The sequence below is a fragment of the Dictyobacter halimunensis genome, from assembly GCF_036245075.1.
Genome location: NZ_BSRI01000002.1, coordinates 2,859,413 through 2,875,121, shown reverse-complemented (window position 1 = coordinate 2,875,121; position 15,709 = coordinate 2,859,413). Strand labels below are relative to the sequence as shown.

Here is a 15,709-nt window from a genome sequence, read left to right as displayed (position 1 = left end):
TTCAGTTTAGATAACAAGTAAGCATACTAGAAGATGGAGAAGATGTGATAGTGTCACAAAATATCACCTCAGTACTCGCTCAACGTCCCCTTGGATTAGTATTTGATATAGATGGTACCTTAAGTCCGATCGCCCCCACCCCTGACGAGGCGAGGCTCTATCCAGGGGCCGCCGAATATCTGCGCCAGGCCAGCCAGTTCGCGCATGTTGGCATCATCACCGGTCGCGCCGTTGCCGACGGGGCGCGTATCGTCAATGTAGAGGATCTGACCTATGTAGGCACGCACGGATTGGAATGGTGTCAGGGCCTACCCTCTACCCATGAGATAGAATTGATTCCCGAGGCGGTACCCTATGCACAGCCCGGCCAGGAGCTATTAGACCTGGCGGAAAACGAACTGGTGCCACAGATACCAGGGCTGATCGTGCAGCGTAAAAGTGTCGGCGGCACGTTACACTATCGCCTCGCATCCGATCCAGAGCAGGCGCGCGCGACGATTCTAGCCACGCTGAAAGAGCCCGCCGCCAGACTGCATATGCATCTCGACGAGGGTAAACGCGCGGTCGAGATACTCGCGCCACTCACGATCAATAAAGGGAAAGCGCTTCGTCGCTTCGTCGAACACTTTGGGTTGAAGGGAGTCATCTTCGCCGGTGACGACCGCACGGACCTCTACGGCCTGCTGGAGATTGAGCACCTGCGCCAGGACGGCTACGCAGCCCACGGGATAGTGGTCCAACACGCGGATACCCCTCCGGCGTTACTCGAACACGCGGATAGCGTGGTGCAGGGGGTTGAGGCCATGGTAGACATGCTGCAACAGATGATGATCGCCATCGGCGAGGAGAAAGAATAAAAAAGGCCGCAATAAAGCAAGCAATCGTAGGGGTACCGACATGGTACCTCTACAGTTGCATCGCTATTACATCGGCCTGATTGGTTATCTAGCAAGCACTGCTATACCACGGGACACACTATGCCATATGAGCAACAATGGGTGTACCTGAAAGGGGATTGATATTAGATGATACAACAGGTGTTGATGTAGTACCGGCAAAGACGCGCTCCAGCAACTCGTTCATATCCGAGATCTGGCGGGCCATCCAGATGGTCAGGTCGCTGCGTTCAACCGCCTGGCGGGCCAGGGTCGCCTTCAAATGCCTCTCCTCAGGGGACAACGTCAGTGCATGATATAACGCTTGAGAAGTTTCAAAGACATCGGTTGGCGAGGTCGGGATAGAACCTTTTGCCAGTTGTTGAAATGCTCCTGCTGTACGCGACAAGACCAGCACCCCATCGGTCTGGTTGACGGCTGGCCCTTCTTTGGCAACCAGGTTCATACCATCGATGATTGGATTAACCAGCAGCACATCATAATACTGCATGGCGGCCAGCGCTCGTACGCGGTCATTACCAAAGAATGCCTGGATGGGTGTCCAATCGTCAGTGCCATACTGGTTGTTGATCTCCTCAATCAACGCGCGGACATCTCCATCGAAGCGGCGATAAGTGGGAAGACTCTGACGTGAGGGCACCAGAAACGCAAGGAAAGTCACTTTCCCATGCAGTTCTGGATGTTTTTTAAGTACATCCTCATAGGCCTGAAAACCACGAATGATGTTTTTGGTTGGCTCGACGCGATCGACGCGCATAATGGTATAGTCACAAAGCAATTTCTTCATTTGCTCAGCGGCTCGACGTCCAGCGGCACTATTGACGACACGGCGCTCTTCCGAGACAGAAATTGAGATAGGATAAGCCCTCGTTTGAGTGCGATGCCCCTGCCACCAGATGGCTCCTTCCTCAAAATCGACGACTGCTCCATCTAAGAGCGTACGAGCCCCTTCTAGAAAGTTGCGCGCATCACGCTCGGTCTGAAAACCGATAATATCATTACCAACCAATCCGCTGTAAATCGCCTGCGCGATATTGCTGGGCAAGAAATGCCAGCAACGTACATCAGGCCAGGGGATGTGGATGAATTGCTGCATGATAATAGTTGGGTGTCGCTGACGAATCATTAATGGCGCCAGGTAGAGATGATAGTCCTGCAACATCACCACGGGTACGGTAGTTTCACTCTCGATCTCGGTGCAGACCGCGTCAGCTATGGCCTGATTAGCCACGGTATAGCCGGTCTCCCAGGCATCCTGAAGCTGGGCCGCCGAAACGGAATCCTGTGTAGGATCATACATGTAGTGTTGTAGGAACCAGAGCAGCTCATTACTGATTTTTTCATAATGTTTACGGTATGCATCCTTGGATACGGAAACATAGCGCAGTTGCATTTTTTGACCAGGGATAGGCGAATGTAGAATGCCATTATTCTCTTCCTGGGCTTTCTTCACAGCCAGGCGGTCCCCATCAGTCATGGTCATTGCAACCCACGAGACCTCCATACGGTTTCCGGCATCAATGAGTGCCGTTACCATACCGCCAGCACCGCGCCTCGCTTTGAGCGTCTTATCCTGCTTGAGCTGAAATTCTACTGGACCCCGGTTCGAAGCAATGATCAGACGTTGAGCGTGCGATAGCTGCGGAGGAGGGACCTTTGTCGTCTTCCGCGTGGGCATGGGTATATCCTTTCTAACAGGTGTTTACTGTTTTTGCTTTCAGTACGGCCGTGCCTCAATCTGTATTGCGCCCTTCTCAAAAGTGTCTTGGTTCTTTTTGAAGCCTGAAACATTGACACGACCTGACCTACTAACAAACATATTCATGCATGACGGAGCTATGCAAGTCCCCAAGAGTAATGTTACCATACAATAAAGCAGAATGCATAGACTCTGCTTCCGAGGGCTGTTTACACAGATTATTGGAGAGACAACACCTGAAATCTCTGTTGTGGTTTGCCTGCTTGTAACGTTCTTACCTTTCAGCAGTAATAACTTCCCACACTTGACACGATAATAGGTCATGTATCGACTCATTTTTTGGCACCTATTTCTTCATCTATATGTTTACCTCCTCGTTTATAAATAAGACGTATTACACCTAATTACATCAAAAAATTGTTCGTCACGATTAACCTTCCTTATACACGGTGAGACAATAGTCCCATATGCGCGAAGACCTGCCGAAGTACTCGTTTTGGTTATAGAAGAGCGATCAGGATGCTGGTTTGCTTTACCTTCTGCTTCCTGTTATTCATATCTATCGCTATTCCCATTGTATATACTGATTAACTGGTATCTCTTTACCAGATACAAGATAGACGATAACCCATAACTACTATGTGCCAGGTAAATTTTTGCGGTCACATAGGGCATCATGCTAGAATTGCCCTGCAAGAAGCAGAGAGAGTTATGTGTTTATCTGACCCGTGGCACTATTGAGAGGAGCGCAAATTTGGAAGAGACAAAGGGTAGGAATTGGTTTTTGCGTATACTGGATTTCATTAATCCGTTGCGCGATCCCAGCCTTACCGTTGCAGCCGTACTAACTTTTATTGAGGAGGCGGGACAGCAAAACCCATGGTATATCATTATTGTGATTGCGCTCGTCAACTGGTTAGCGGTGCGTGGTATTGTCTGGCTGGTGGTGAACTTTACCTTTGCCGCCGTATTTATTGGCCGTAGAGTCTGGTGGTCTGTACAACACCCACGCCTGGCCTGGCGTATCCTGGATGCGGTTGGCCATGAGGAGATTGTCATTGGAGGGAACTCGGGCCTGACTGATAGCATTATGCTACAGGATGGCAGCACCATTATGAGCCCACTGTTGGGCGCCAATGGTATCCATGTGATTGGCGAGTTACCTGCTGGCACGGAGCTACCAATGCTAGGTATGCCCGGGCAATCATCCGAAGCGATGCAGCCATTCAATGGTTCGGGCTTCTTTCCAGGGGCACAAGATTTCTCTCCTAATGGCTTCGCAGGTCAGCCCGCTTATCAACCGGCGGGAAATAACACTTTCAATAACGAGTTCGTGAGCCCGCAGAGCACCGATGGGTTGCCGCAAAGTTTTTCACAACGACCTTCGCAGGAAGAAGAACAGTTGCGTCAACAAGTAGCTGCCTTAAATCGTTTATTAGAGGACTGGATTCAATTCACCGAAGAGAAATGGCGAACTATTAGTGACAGCCAGCTAGGCTGGAAGCCACTACGTGGTCGCTGGGGCGACTGGGACGACATCTTCCAGGATGCCTACGCAGCAAAAACCTCCGACCCCATGGCGGAAGCTGCTCAACTGGCCGGTGAAGCTACAGCCCGTCGCTTTGAAACTTCAAAGGATAAAGGTTCGGCAGCTTCTGCCGTGGCCTGTTTTATGCGCGACATGATGACGCTACGTCGGGGCCTGGATATGATGCAACAAACAATAGAGCAGCGCCCGGATACCCAGCAGGGGCAGCCTACCGTTCAGCCTTCCCGGCAGTTCGGTGGTGCCAATAGTGGCTCGCTCTTGAATGGTTCAACCGGCAATACCGCAGCCCGGAGCTCACTGATTCGTCGACCTGCACAAATTTTTGTGGACGCCGACTCTAAAAAATAGGACAAACCATGTATACGTATTCCCCTCGTCCTGTTCACGTGCGCCCAGAATTGGACCGAATGGCTGAATATATACCTGGTGAGTCTCAGGAAGCATTCAGTGCACGTACAGGAATACCAGTTGATCAGCTTATTAAGCTGAACGCGAATGAAAGTCCGTATGGACCAGCCCCAGAAGTGGTTGCCGCTTTAGGTAACTACTTCGCTTATAATAATTATCCCGATACAGACTCGCGGGCACTGAAACAGGCGCTCGCCGAGTATACGGGTGTTGATAGCGGTCATATCGTGGTAAGCCACGGTAGCAATGAGCTGATTAATCTGCTCTGGCACATTTTTCTTTCGGTTGGTGACAACATTATCTGTTGCCCTCCAACATTCTCTCTGTATACCTTCATTACGACATTCTGTGGGGCATATGTACTTGAGGTGCCACGCACAGATGATTATGAAGTGGATGTAGAGGCCATCATCAAGGCCCTAACCCCTGAAACCAAGATGATCGTTCTTTGCTCACCTAATAATCCAACCGGGAACCCGGTCAGCGAACAGGATATCCTGGCCCTGCTGGATACGGGCCGCATCGTGATGGTCGATGAGGCTTACACCGAGTTCTCGGATAAGCCAAAGGGGCTGGCACACCTGGTCCCCGAGCATCGTAACCTGATCGTGATGCGTACCTTCAGCAAGTGGGCTGGCCTGGCCGGTTTGCGCGTCGGCTATGGCATTTTCCCCGAGTGGATCGTGTCGTACATGCGCCGCGCCCAGTGTCCCTTTGAGGTTAATATGGCCGGCCATATCGCGGCCATCGAAACATTGAAGCACCTGGATTATACACTGGGCAAGGTACATTTGCTTATTGAGGAACGAGATCGCCTGTTTCAGATGCTGGCCCGGCGTCCGTATCTGCGTCCTATGCCTTCACAGGGTAATTTCATTTTGACCGAGGTGGATGTGGAAGAGGTCCGGATGGAACGTATCAAGCTCGCGGTCGAGTCACGCGGCGTTATGCTCCGCTACTTTAATCATCCCTACCTGAGCAATTTTGTCCGCCTGAGCGTCGGGCGCCCCGAACATACAGATATCATTGCTAGCGCACTCGATAGCATCGATGAATATATATAAATTATTATCTAGGCTTTGAGGAGTCAGTTGTGTGATGGCGCATGGGGCGCGCATTCGCGCCCCATGCGCCATCACACAACTGACTCCTTAATCATACTTTATGCCCTTGCTCAACTTCCTCTTTCCGATGTACAATAGCCGCGCAAGGATGTGCAGAATCGTGCACATATATGGTTTTGTGGAGGAAATATATTCATGCCATACAATACAGACGAACTGACGACTATTGAGGCCGTTACGGCCCGTGAAATACTCGATTCGCGCGGGAACCCAACCGTCCAGGTTGAGGTGCTTTTGATGGGTGGCGCACAGGGTGTCGCGGCGGTACCATCGGGCGCGTCAACAGGTGCCCACGAGGCAGTTGAGTTACGCGATGGCGATAAGAGTCGCTATGGCGGCAAGGGGGTCCTGAAGGCTGTAGCAAATGTCCAGGATACAATCGAGGAGGCCCTGGTTGGACTGGACGCCACGGACCAGGCTACGATCGATGAGGTAATGATTTCGTTAGACGGAACTCCCAATAAGGCGAATCTGGGGGCCAACGCGATTCTGGGCGCTTCGCTGGCTGTGGCTAAAGCGGCTGCACAGGCACAGCAGCAGCCACTGTATCGCTATCTGGGTGGCGTCTCCGCTCGCACGTTACCTGTGCCGATGATGAATATCCTCAATGGTGGGAAACACGCCGATAATTCTACCGATTTCCAGGAATATATGGTGCTCCCCATTGGCGCGTCTTCATTTCATGAGGCCCTGCGCATGGGCGCAGAGGTCTACCAGGCTTTGAAGAAGGTGCTGCACGATAAAAAGCTGAATACAAATGTTGGCGATGAGGGTGGCTTTGCCCCTTCCCTGGGCGACAATCGTGCCGCGTTGGAGGTCCTGGTAGCCGCGATCGAGACCGCTGGCTATAAACCCGGCAAAGATATTTACCTGGGGATGGACGCGGCTGCGACCGAGCTCTACGAAAACGGCAAGTATGCTCTGGCTCGCGAGGGTCGTACTCTATCCTCCTCAGAGATGGTCAGCCTCTATGAGCAGTGGATCAGAGAGTATCCCCTGGTGACGATTGAAGATGGCCTGGCCGAAGATGACTGGGAGGGTTGGTCCCTGTTCCGTCAGCGCGTCGGCAACCGGGTCCAGATCGTTGGTGACGATCTGTTTGTTACCAACACCGAGCGCCTAAAACGTGGTATAAGAGAGCAGTCCGCCAATTCTATTTTGATCAAGCTCAATCAGATTGGTTCACTGACCGAGACACTGGATGCGATTGAGATGGCCAAACGAGCCCAGTTTACGGCCGTGGTCTCCCATCGCTCAGGTGAAACAGAAGATACGACGATCGCGGACCTGGTGGTCGCCACCAACGCGGGACAGATTAAGACTGGCGCCCCCGCGCGCAGCGAACGGGTCGCCAAATACAACCGATTGCTCGTAATCGAGGATGAGCTGGGCGCCGAAACCGCCCGCTACGCAGGCTACAGCGCCTTCTACAACGTCCCCGATCTCTATGCCAAAGCGTAATCGGAGAAATCGGCCGCAAGGGCCGGGAAAATCGGCCGCAAGGGCCGAATCTACCAAAGAGAGGATTTATGGCTAGCAATACATCTGACGTTCTCGAACGACGCTCGGGACGTTCTGTTCACTATAACATCAGCTACCTGGTACAGGGTGCGGAATATGGCACCGATGGTGCCATTGTGCTTCTGCATGATTTCCCTTCTGGGGCTTTCTCATGGGAAGGCATTATGGGCCAGCTCAGCGGTCTACGGCGCGCGGTCTATGCCTTCGATATGCTTGGCTTCGGTCAGTCGGATCATCCGTGGCCGGCCGATACATCTGTCTGGGGGCAGGCGGATGTACTTTCGTACTTGATTAAAGATCTGCAGCTTACCAATATTGTGCTGGTCGGCCATGGCCTGGGCGGTGGTGTAGCGCAGGTGCTGGCGACACGCCTGCTGCGCCCACAGACACGAGCTCTGGTGCTGGTCAATACCAACTGCTACCTGCATACATTCGCGGAAAACTGGCCGTTGACCGATATGGAGAAACGCCGCGATTTTGACGCGCCCCATAATACGCAGCTGGAAGATCTGATCAAGGATCTGAGTGAGACCCTGCCGCGTGGTAGCGCGAATCCACAGGCGTTCGCGAAGGTGATCGGCAACTACGTCGATCCCTGGAACAACGAGATCGGCAAAGAGATCCTCTTCCAACAGGTGCGTAACCTCATCCCCTACTACCTGAACTCGGTCTCCAGCGATCTGCGCGGCCTGGGTAAACCAACGCTGATTCTCTGGGGCGAGAAGGACGAGCAAATTCCGCTGTCCTACGCCGAACGCCTGCATCGTGAAATTCCACAATCACAGCTGGTCGTCCTCCCCAATGCCGGTCACCTGGTGCTGTTCGATGCCCCCGATGGTGTCGCCAGAGCACTGAACGACTTTGTCGCCAACATCTAACATATAGCAGGCACATATAAGTAGTATGAAATTGGGGCCCGGCATGCCGGACCCCAATTTCATACTACTTATATTATAAAAAAACCGCCTGAATATCCCCATAAGTACATCTTTATGTCATTATGCTTGCCTTATACGCTATAGATCGGTATAATGAGCAACGTGTATTAAAGGGTTTTTGAAGGGATTGCAGGGGGTATACATATGCCACATATGCCACGTCTGAAGAAAGTGTTACTCGTTAAAGCTGCGACCGGTGGAGAACTGCTTCCACTTACACCAATCACGACAGATCTATTGCCATCATTAACGCTCTCTCCCATAACTGATAAGGTAGAAGCACAACATATACGCCCATTAACCAGTGTACTACCCACAACGGATACAGACATCTTCAAATCACAATCTGAACAGCCGGGCGGCACTTCAGAGCAGGTGCCACCACAATGTCATTTGCCAGCAACCGTCCCGCCAGTATCCACAATAATTAAGAAGGGGCTTCTCTCGGACAAACCTGTTGTCATCGCGGGCAATACGCTGTTGCTGGGCCTGCTCAGCTATCTGATTTTCCGGCATCAGCGGGCTTATCTCTTTTTATCCTGGTATCTGCTGCTTCTGCTGTGGTCTTACCTGACCTTCAAGCCGGTACGTCAGCTCTTTGCCCGAGGGATGCAGGCGTTGCGTCAGCTCTCACACCCAGTCACGCCTCCGGCCGCCACGCCTCCAGGTGCCACAACCTATCGCGCCGAACATATGCGCCAGCTCCAGAATGACACGAATGCCTATCTGCAGGCGCTACGCGATCTGCACAAAAAAACACAGCATTAAAATCTGTCAACGCAGACCGCTTATGCTTTTCTGGACCAATGCGGCTTTTTCATGTTACACTTGTATAACGATTGGATATCTCACTCTTCTCTGAGAGTGTCAGATCCACGAGATCATCGCCTGCCGCATGCCTGATTTTTCGCACCTACAGTGCTCACGAGTCATTTATATGTTGGTGCAGCAGGGTCGCGGTTGCGGCCCTGCTGCACCAACATATAAAACTAGTGCGGCCGCGCATGCAGACGCCCGAGCGGGGGCGCTTTGGCTGATATAATGACGATTGGAGCTATATAGGGATGGGAAATGATGCTTTTGTTCCGTCATTGGCCGCGGTTCAGCGGTACGCGGGACAAATTCGTGACAATGTGGCACGTGTAATCATTGGCAAAGTTGAAGTTATCGATCTCTTGCTGGTGGCATTGTTGAGCGACGGCCATGTGCTGCTGGAAGACGTGCCGGGTATGGGTAAAACAGTGCTGGCCAAGGCGCTGGCCCGTTCATTGGGCGCGACCTTTCAACGCGTACAGGGTACGCCCGATCTTCTTCCAACTGATATCATCGGCGTTAGCTATTACGATCAGAAGCAGAATGAGTTTGTCTTCCGCAACGGACCCCTGTTCGCCCAGATCCTGCTGGTCGATGAGATTAATCGCACGACCCCGCGCACGCAGTCGGCTCTGCTGGAGGCGATGGCCGAGAGACAGGTGACGGTTGAGCGCGAAAGCAAACAGCTGCCACGCCCATTTCTGGTGCTGGCCACGCAGAATCCCGTTGAACTGGAAGGGACGTTTCCTCTGCCAGAGGCTCAGCTCGATCGCTTCCTGCTCCGGGTGCAGATGGGCTATCCGGAAGAGCAGGAGGAGCAAGAGATCCTGCATCGCTTTAAGTTGAACGAGCCGCTGGAGACCTTACAGCCTGTGGTCAGCGCGACCGAATTTGTAGGCCTGCAGCGGGCGGTCCGCGAGGTGCAGTGGCAGCCGGAAGTGGAACGTTATCTGCTAGCCATTGTGCGTGCCACGCGCCGGCACGACGCAATCCAGCTGGGAGTGAGTCCCCGTGGTACACTGGCCCTGTATCGCGCCTGCGAAGCCTACGCCGCCATCCAGGGGCGCAACTTTGTGCAGCCGGACGATATCAAGTACCTGTCGCCTTTTGTTCTGGGACACCGTATTCTGGCGACCAATCGCAATCGCATGCGCGGTCGACGCAGTCAGGAGATCATTACCGAGATCGTGCAGACGATCGAGGTGCCGGTTGAGACTATCGCGGCCCCGCCAGCTACAAGGTAATTTTTCATGAGTATTGAGGAAGATACGCATCTTCAGCAAACTGAGCCGGCTGACCAGCTGCTCAAAAAGCGGCGGCTCTGGTATTACCTGGCCCTGGCTCTGCTGATCCTGAGCGTGATTACACGCCAGCCTTTGATGGTGCTGGCCGCTCTTTTTACGTTCCTGGTCGGCATTGTACCCGAGATCTGGTATCGCTACGCGCTAAAGCATCTGCTGGTGCGCCAGAAAGTCGATCAGTCGCATCTCTTTTTTGGAGAGCAGGTTACCCTGTCGGTTACGGTGGAAAATCGTAAACTTTTGCCACTCCCCTGGCTGCAGATGGAGAATTCGATCTCTCCCCCGCTGACAATTACAGGTGACCGCAGCAGTCGGCTGCAGACCGTCAAGCGCGATACATTGATCAGCACCTGGCTACTCTGGTCATATCAGCGCGTGACGCGTCGCTACCGCATGCGCTGCCATGCCCGTGGTTTTCATCTCTTTGGTCCTCTACGCCTGAACTGCAGTGATCCCTTTGGCTGGCTCGACCGTGGACTGGTGCTGCCCGCCAATGAAACATTGCTGGTCTATCCATTAATCGCCCCTATCGAGAGCCTGGGGCTCCCCTCGGTCTTTCCGATGGGCGAATATGTGGGGGCGCGTCAACTGCTGGAGGATCCGCTCTGGTTCGCGGGCAATCGCGAGTATCAAATGGGCGACGATCCACGTCGCATCGATTGGAAGGCGACGGCCCGCGTGGGTGAGCTGCGCAGCAAAATCTACGAGTCAACCACCGAGCGACATCTGCTGATCCTACTCGATACCTGGACCTATTCGAACGAGTCGAAGGGGATGGATGAGGAACTGCAGGAATACTGCATCTCGGCGGCCGCCTCCCTGGCGATCTGGGGATTGGATGAAGGCTACATGGTCGGGATGTTGACCAATAGCTCGATGGTGACGGCAACCCATACATTTAGCACCGAGGTCAATACCGACCAGGTATTTGACGAGGAGGCGGCCCGCAAGTCGAACGCCACCACCATCTCACCCCCTGGTATCAGTCTGCCTTTCGCCCGCGACTATACTCACTACGAGCAGATCCTAAGCACGATGGCGCGCCTGGTGCCAACATTTAATACACCCATCGAGCGCATCATCGAGATGGAGGATGAGATGTTTCAGCAGGGAACGACCATCTTGCTGGTCAGCCCGGTCAATACGCTGAGCCCGACGACGATCGACTACCTGCTTGAGCGGCGCCGCCATGGGACCGCCGTCAATATCATTCTGGCCGGCGATCTTGAGGAAGGCAAGGAGCTACCAGATATCGCCAACCTGGCTACGTATAACATTGGAGGAAAGGAGCAGTGGCATGAGCTTATTCAGGCCGTCGGCGACGGACAGACCGCAGCCATCGGTACCAGCGCGCGTAGCCTCCAATTGGATTGAGCTGCTGGCCATTCCTATCGCGTCGGCACTGATGGAGGCCCAACCCATCTTCCTGCTCTTGCAGCTGATATTTCTGCGTCTGGCACAGAGTTTCAACTACTTGGATGTCGGCAGTATCGTGCTGACCCTGCTGCTGTTTCACTGGTGGGGCATGTGGGGGTACCATCGACGCCAGCAGCGTAATCAACAGCTAGACTACGAAGTCGGTATGCACGTGACCTCGTTTGACGTGCTGGGGATTATCCTGGGACTCCTGCTGCTGGGTCTGACCCATTATTACGCGCTCGGCGATACGTTCACCGTGGTCTTCATGATTGTACTGACCGGCTGGGCCTGGAAGCGTGGCGTTGATCGGGCACGCGGAGGCTTCAGCGATGATCAGTTGATCCTCTTTTTTAAGATCGGGCTGGGTATAATACTGCTTGTGCTCACCTTCTCGCTGCTGGGGGATGTCGGTTCGGCGTATAGCATCAATGATGAGCTGTTGCGCGATCTGCCAATCTTCTTCCTGTCTGGCTTCGTGGCGCTCTCTTTTACACGCATCGGAGCGGCGCGCAAGGAACAAGCCCGGCAATCACATACAGGGGTGAAAGAGGGAAGCAGCAGGTGGATAGTGGCCCTGACCATTGCATGGTTGGTGTTGATCGCGCTCTGCGTACTGCTGGAGATTCTTCCCAATGCAGTACTGGTTATGCTCTTGAGTCCATTCTGGTCAGTGGTCGACTTGATAGCCCAGTTCCTCCTGCTGGTGATCAGCTGGATTTTCTATGGTGTCTCCATTGTCCTGAACTGGCTGTTGGGCTGGCTCGGTCATCTGCTGGGACCCGCGCCCGCGCCGCCAGCCTTCTCTGCCCAGAAGAAGCCAGCGCCGAAAAGCCTTTCGCAAGTTCATCTTCATCAAAACATAGCCGATCCCACGACGATGCTGCTACTGCGTATGCTTGTGATCGCCGTCGCCGTTGCGGTCCTGATCGCTATTGTGCTGTTTGTGAAAAACAGGCAGCAACATGGGGAAGAAAATACGCTGCCCGAAGAGGAGGAGGTGCGCGAGGGGCTGGATATGCAGCAGATCCGCAGGGAACGGCGCCAGGAGCGTCAGCAGCAGGCGGCAAGCAGCCAACTGGAGCAGCTGGAGACCGATTCAATGCGTGCCCGCTATCGGGGCTTTTTGCAATCGATGGCGGAAAAAGGCGGCGAGTTCGGCCGCTACCCGACCGAGACACCGGCGGAATATCAGCAGCGCCTGCTCTTGCTATCCGCCCATAAGCTTCCGGCTGGTAGCACAGAAACCCCGGCCGATCCCGCCATTCTGGACGAATTTACCCGCGCCTACGCGCAGGAACGCTATGGCCAGCAAAAACCCAATGGGGAGCAGCAAAACTTTCTGCGCCAGTGGCTACCCCATCTTTTTCAAAGATTCTCAACCTATCTTAACGCAGCCCCCCGACCGGTACAGAAAAAACCCTATCAGCCCTCGCGCTGGGGCGAAGATTGATCCAGTATAAAGCAGGGAGGTGCAGGAGGGGCTGCAGCCCCTCCTGCCGGGGTTTGGGGCGTCCCCAAAATCCCTTCCTCTCCCTTTCCCGCCGTAGGCGGGGATACAAAAGTGTTCGGTTCGTACACGAACCGAACACCTTTCTTTTTATGCGACTCCAGGAAACTTACGCTTCTGGTAAACGACCGGGCCACTCTGAGAGCCCCGGTTATAGACCTCGACGGCGTCAATGTATTTTTCATACAGGCGCTCTAAATCACGGACCGGTGCTCCTTGCTGCTCAGCCTGTACTAACTCATACCACCTCTGTTGCATACATTGATGGGCATGTTCTAACTCAGCCGGGCTCATAGGATATATCTTCCTTTAGGAGGCCTTGTTGTTCTGTTTGGACTCCCTGTATTCTGCGGTCAACTGTTGAATCATTTTGCGCGCGCCGGTGTAGCTCAGCGTGGAGGTATCCGCTGGCGCGGTCTTACCAAGGTGATCACACAACTTACGAATGCTCGAAAGCTGCTGCTCGGTGGCATTGGTGGGCGCCTCATTCTCGGCTTTGCCGTTCTGTTCGGCCGCCGGGCGATTACCGTTCGAGCCATTGTTGGCCGGGCGCACCGAAACCAGGGAAGAATTATGGCCATTCGAGCTGACGCCATTGGAGATGGCCGCCGCCTGGCGCTCTACCGGGCTATCGACGATGCGATGAGCCTCTTCCCACTCGTCACCCGTGAACTGCGTGCCATACCCGAGCGCCGCCAGGGCGCGTCCGATCGCTCCCGTCTCGGCCTTCTCAATGAAGTCGCCAAAGCTGGCCGCTTTCTCAGATTTGGTCCCGGTGGCCACACCACCCACACCATCTCTGACGACCGCGCGGAAAACACAGAAGCCCTTGGCCTGCTTGACCACCTTTTCGCTGCGCCTGCGCTCGGCATTCCAGGCGTAGCCCTCCTCCTCAGTATCTCGATCCAGGTCCAGGTGGAGCATCTCTGTTTCGATCACACCATGTGGGAAGGCAGAACGAAACCAGACAAGCCGCCACTGGACGGGTAAGTAGTCCTTTGAGGTTTGACCAGACCTGATTTGCATAAGATGTTCGTTGGGATTGAAAACACGGGACGGCGTCTGCTCCTCTTGGACCTGCCCGTTGGTTTGATCGTCCATTCTATGCTCCTTTTCGAAAATTTGTTCTAATATTTTAGAACACCAGACCTATATTGTCAAGTGTCTTTCTATACCATAAAGTATCAGACATGTAGCTATTCTTTTTTGGTAGAGGAAAAATGGTAGTAAGCAAGCAAGTTTTTTTAGAGGGCGGCCTGTTCCATTTATACATAATTGCTCAATATTGATGGGTTAACTTTTTGCCTCTTATTTATAATGGCGATGTAAAACAAAATTTTATTGCGTCACAGTTATACTTGTAGTAGCTGCATATTTTTTATTACAGCACATCATAGTGTTAACTCGCGGATGCATGGCAAGAAGAAGTTGTGAGACAAGGAGACACTATAATGAAACCATCGCTTTCTCGTCGCTATATCCTTCCCCCACATATGTTGACCTCACTGGCCCAACATGGTACCCCCGAGCAACGCACCATGGCCTTGCAGATGCTGGGGCATGATCACTCCATTCGCACCATTCGTATGGCTCAGGGATTGCTCACGAGCAAATATGCCGGGGGCCGTCCTGCGCTTAATACTGATAAAGCGCTTCATCGCATCGTGTACGACGTCCATGGCACAAAAGATCTGCCGGGCGAGGTGGTTCGTACAGAGGGGCAAGCTCCCATTCAGGATGCCTGCGCCAATGAGGCTTACGATGGCATCGGCTGGACGCATGCGCTCTATCTCCAGATCTATGGTCGCAACTCGATTGACGATTCTGGTATGCAGCTGGATGCGTCCGTACACTACAGCCATCATTACGATAACGCCTTCTGGGATGGTGAGCGTATGATTTTCGGTGATGGCGATGGCCAGTTGTTCAATCGCTTCACCTGCGCCGTCGATGTCATCGGCCACGAGCTCACCCATGGCGTCACCGAGGATGAGTGCCACCTGGCCTATGTGGGCCAGTCGGGCGCGCTCAACGAGTCGATCTCCGATGTCTTTGGCTCGCTGGTCAAACAATATGCCCTGCGTCAGACCGCCGATCAGGCCGACTGGCTGATTGGACACGGACTCTTTACGCAGCAGATCAAAGGTGTCGCCTTGCGTTCGCTGTGCGCCCCCGGCACCGCTTATGATGATCCACTGCTGGGACGCGATCCACAGCCCGACCATATGAGCAAATACGTGGATACCGTTGAGGACAACGGCGGTGTGCACATCAACTCGGGCATCCCCAACCACACCTTCTACCTGGTTGCTACACGCATCGGCGGCTATGCCTGGGAGAAAGCTGGCCGCATCTGGTATGAGACCCTGCGCGATCCGCGCCTGCGCCCCACCGCGACCTTCCGCATGTTCGCGCGCCTGACCCTCGCCAACGCCGAGCGTCTATATGGCGCCAGCAGTCCCGAGTGGTCGGCCGTCCATGATGCCTGGGAGCAGGTCGGGGTCCAGGTACCAGCCCTGGCAAAGGAGTACTAA

Annotated in this window: 13 protein-coding genes; 10 read left to right on the top strand and 3 right to left on the bottom strand. The window is 53.7% G+C overall.

Going from position 1 to position 15,709, the window contains the following annotated elements; genetic code table 11:
- Positions 1 to 50: 50 nt before the first annotated feature.
- Positions 51 to 857: a trehalose-phosphatase gene (gene otsB / locus AABA21_RS26010; RefSeq protein ID WP_338254716.1), complete on the top strand. Its 807-nt coding sequence runs from the start codon at positions 51 to 53 to the stop codon at positions 855 to 857.
- A gap of 118 nt (positions 858 to 975) precedes the next feature.
- On the opposite strand, the gene AABA21_RS26005 is transcribed toward otsB, so the two are convergent.
- Entirely contained in the window at positions 976 to 2,574 is a 1,599-nt protein-coding gene (locus AABA21_RS26005; RefSeq protein WP_338254715.1) for an alpha,alpha-trehalose-phosphate synthase (UDP-forming), read from the bottom strand.
- Between the two features lie 805 nt (positions 2,575 to 3,379).
- Here AABA21_RS26005 and AABA21_RS26000 point away from each other — a divergent pair.
- From AABA21_RS26000 to AABA21_RS25965, 8 genes are all read left to right on the top strand, one after another.
- On the top strand, positions 3,380 to 4,492 hold the full coding sequence (locus tag AABA21_RS26000; RefSeq protein WP_338254714.1) for a hypothetical protein: 1,113 nt from the start codon (positions 3,380 to 3,382) through the stop codon (positions 4,490 to 4,492).
- 8 nt (positions 4,493 to 4,500) lie between these two features.
- Positions 4,501 to 5,616, top strand: coding sequence for a histidinol-phosphate transaminase (gene hisC / locus AABA21_RS25995; RefSeq protein WP_338254712.1), 1,116 nt, complete (start codon positions 4,501 to 4,503; stop codon positions 5,614 to 5,616).
- 195 nt (positions 5,617 to 5,811) lie between these two features.
- Entirely contained in the window at positions 5,812 to 7,137 is a 1,326-nt protein-coding gene (gene eno, locus AABA21_RS25990; RefSeq protein WP_338254711.1) for a phosphopyruvate hydratase, read from the top strand.
- A gap of 68 nt (positions 7,138 to 7,205) precedes the next feature.
- The gene (locus AABA21_RS25985) at positions 7,206 to 8,075 is read left to right on the top strand and encodes an alpha/beta fold hydrolase (RefSeq protein WP_338254708.1); all 870 of its coding nucleotides are present in this window, start codon (positions 7,206 to 7,208) and stop codon (positions 8,073 to 8,075) included.
- Positions 8,076 to 8,279: 204 nt separating this feature from the next.
- On the top strand, positions 8,280 to 8,903 hold the full coding sequence (locus AABA21_RS25980; protein WP_338254707.1) for a hypothetical protein: 624 nt from the start codon (positions 8,280 to 8,282) through the stop codon (positions 8,901 to 8,903).
- A gap of 296 nt (positions 8,904 to 9,199) precedes the next feature.
- The gene (locus AABA21_RS25975) at positions 9,200 to 10,192 is read left to right on the top strand and encodes an AAA family ATPase (RefSeq protein ID WP_338254704.1); all 993 of its coding nucleotides are present in this window, start codon (positions 9,200 to 9,202) and stop codon (positions 10,190 to 10,192) included.
- 6 nt (positions 10,193 to 10,198) lie between these two features.
- On the top strand, positions 10,199 to 11,623 hold the full coding sequence (locus AABA21_RS25970) for a DUF58 domain-containing protein (RefSeq protein ID WP_338254702.1): 1,425 nt from the start codon (positions 10,199 to 10,201) through the stop codon (positions 11,621 to 11,623).
- Entirely contained in the window at positions 11,547 to 13,118 is a 1,572-nt protein-coding gene (locus AABA21_RS25965) for a DUF4129 domain-containing protein (protein WP_338254699.1), read from the top strand. The genes AABA21_RS25970 and AABA21_RS25965 overlap by 77 nt, the downstream gene beginning before the upstream one ends.
- A 147-nt stretch (positions 13,119 to 13,265) precedes the next feature.
- On the opposite strand, the gene AABA21_RS25960 is transcribed toward AABA21_RS25965, so the two are convergent.
- Both AABA21_RS25960 and AABA21_RS25955 read right to left on the bottom strand, forming a co-directional pair.
- Complete coding sequence (locus AABA21_RS25960) at positions 13,266 to 13,469, bottom strand: hypothetical protein (RefSeq protein ID WP_338254697.1); 204 nt, start codon at positions 13,467 to 13,469, stop codon at positions 13,266 to 13,268.
- Positions 13,470 to 13,484: 15 nt separating this feature from the next.
- On the bottom strand, positions 13,485 to 14,276 hold the full coding sequence (locus AABA21_RS25955) for a hypothetical protein (RefSeq protein ID WP_338254694.1): 792 nt from the start codon (positions 14,274 to 14,276) through the stop codon (positions 13,485 to 13,487).
- Between the two features lie 350 nt (positions 14,277 to 14,626).
- On the opposite strand from AABA21_RS25955, the gene AABA21_RS25950 reads away from it, so the two are divergent.
- Positions 14,627 to 15,709, top strand: a complete 1,083-nt coding sequence (locus tag AABA21_RS25950) for a M4 family metallopeptidase (protein ID WP_338254692.1) — start codon at positions 14,627 to 14,629, stop codon at positions 15,707 to 15,709.

Bases quoted from the DNA above. Each gene is read 5' to 3' on its own strand.
- AABA21_RS25960 (WP_338254697.1), bottom strand. From the start codon at position 13,469: ATGAGCCCGGCTGAGTTAGAACATGCCCATCAATGTATGCAACAGAGG.
- AABA21_RS25980 (WP_338254707.1), top strand. From the start codon at position 8,280: ATGCCACATATGCCACGTCTGAAGAAAGTGTTACTCGTTAAAGCTGCG.
- AABA21_RS25950 (WP_338254692.1), top strand. From the start codon at position 14,627: ATGAAACCATCGCTTTCTCGTCGCTATATCCTTCCCCCACATATGTTG.
- AABA21_RS25970 (WP_338254702.1), top strand. From the start codon at position 10,199: ATGAGTATTGAGGAAGATACGCATCTTCAGCAAACTGAGCCGGCTGAC.
- eno (WP_338254711.1), top strand. From the start codon at position 5,812: ATGCCATACAATACAGACGAACTGACGACTATTGAGGCCGTTACGGCC.
- hisC (WP_338254712.1), top strand. From the start codon at position 4,501: ATGTATACGTATTCCCCTCGTCCTGTTCACGTGCGCCCAGAATTGGAC.
- AABA21_RS25965 (WP_338254699.1), top strand. From the start codon at position 11,547: ATGAGCTTATTCAGGCCGTCGGCGACGGACAGACCGCAGCCATCGGTA.
- AABA21_RS25985 (WP_338254708.1), top strand. From the start codon at position 7,206: ATGGCTAGCAATACATCTGACGTTCTCGAACGACGCTCGGGACGTTCT.
- AABA21_RS26005 (WP_338254715.1), bottom strand. From the start codon at position 2,574: ATGCCCACGCGGAAGACGACAAAGGTCCCTCCTCCGCAGCTATCGCAC.
- AABA21_RS25955 (WP_338254694.1), bottom strand. From the start codon at position 14,276: ATGGACGATCAAACCAACGGGCAGGTCCAAGAGGAGCAGACGCCGTCC.
- AABA21_RS25975 (WP_338254704.1), top strand. From the start codon at position 9,200: ATGGGAAATGATGCTTTTGTTCCGTCATTGGCCGCGGTTCAGCGGTAC.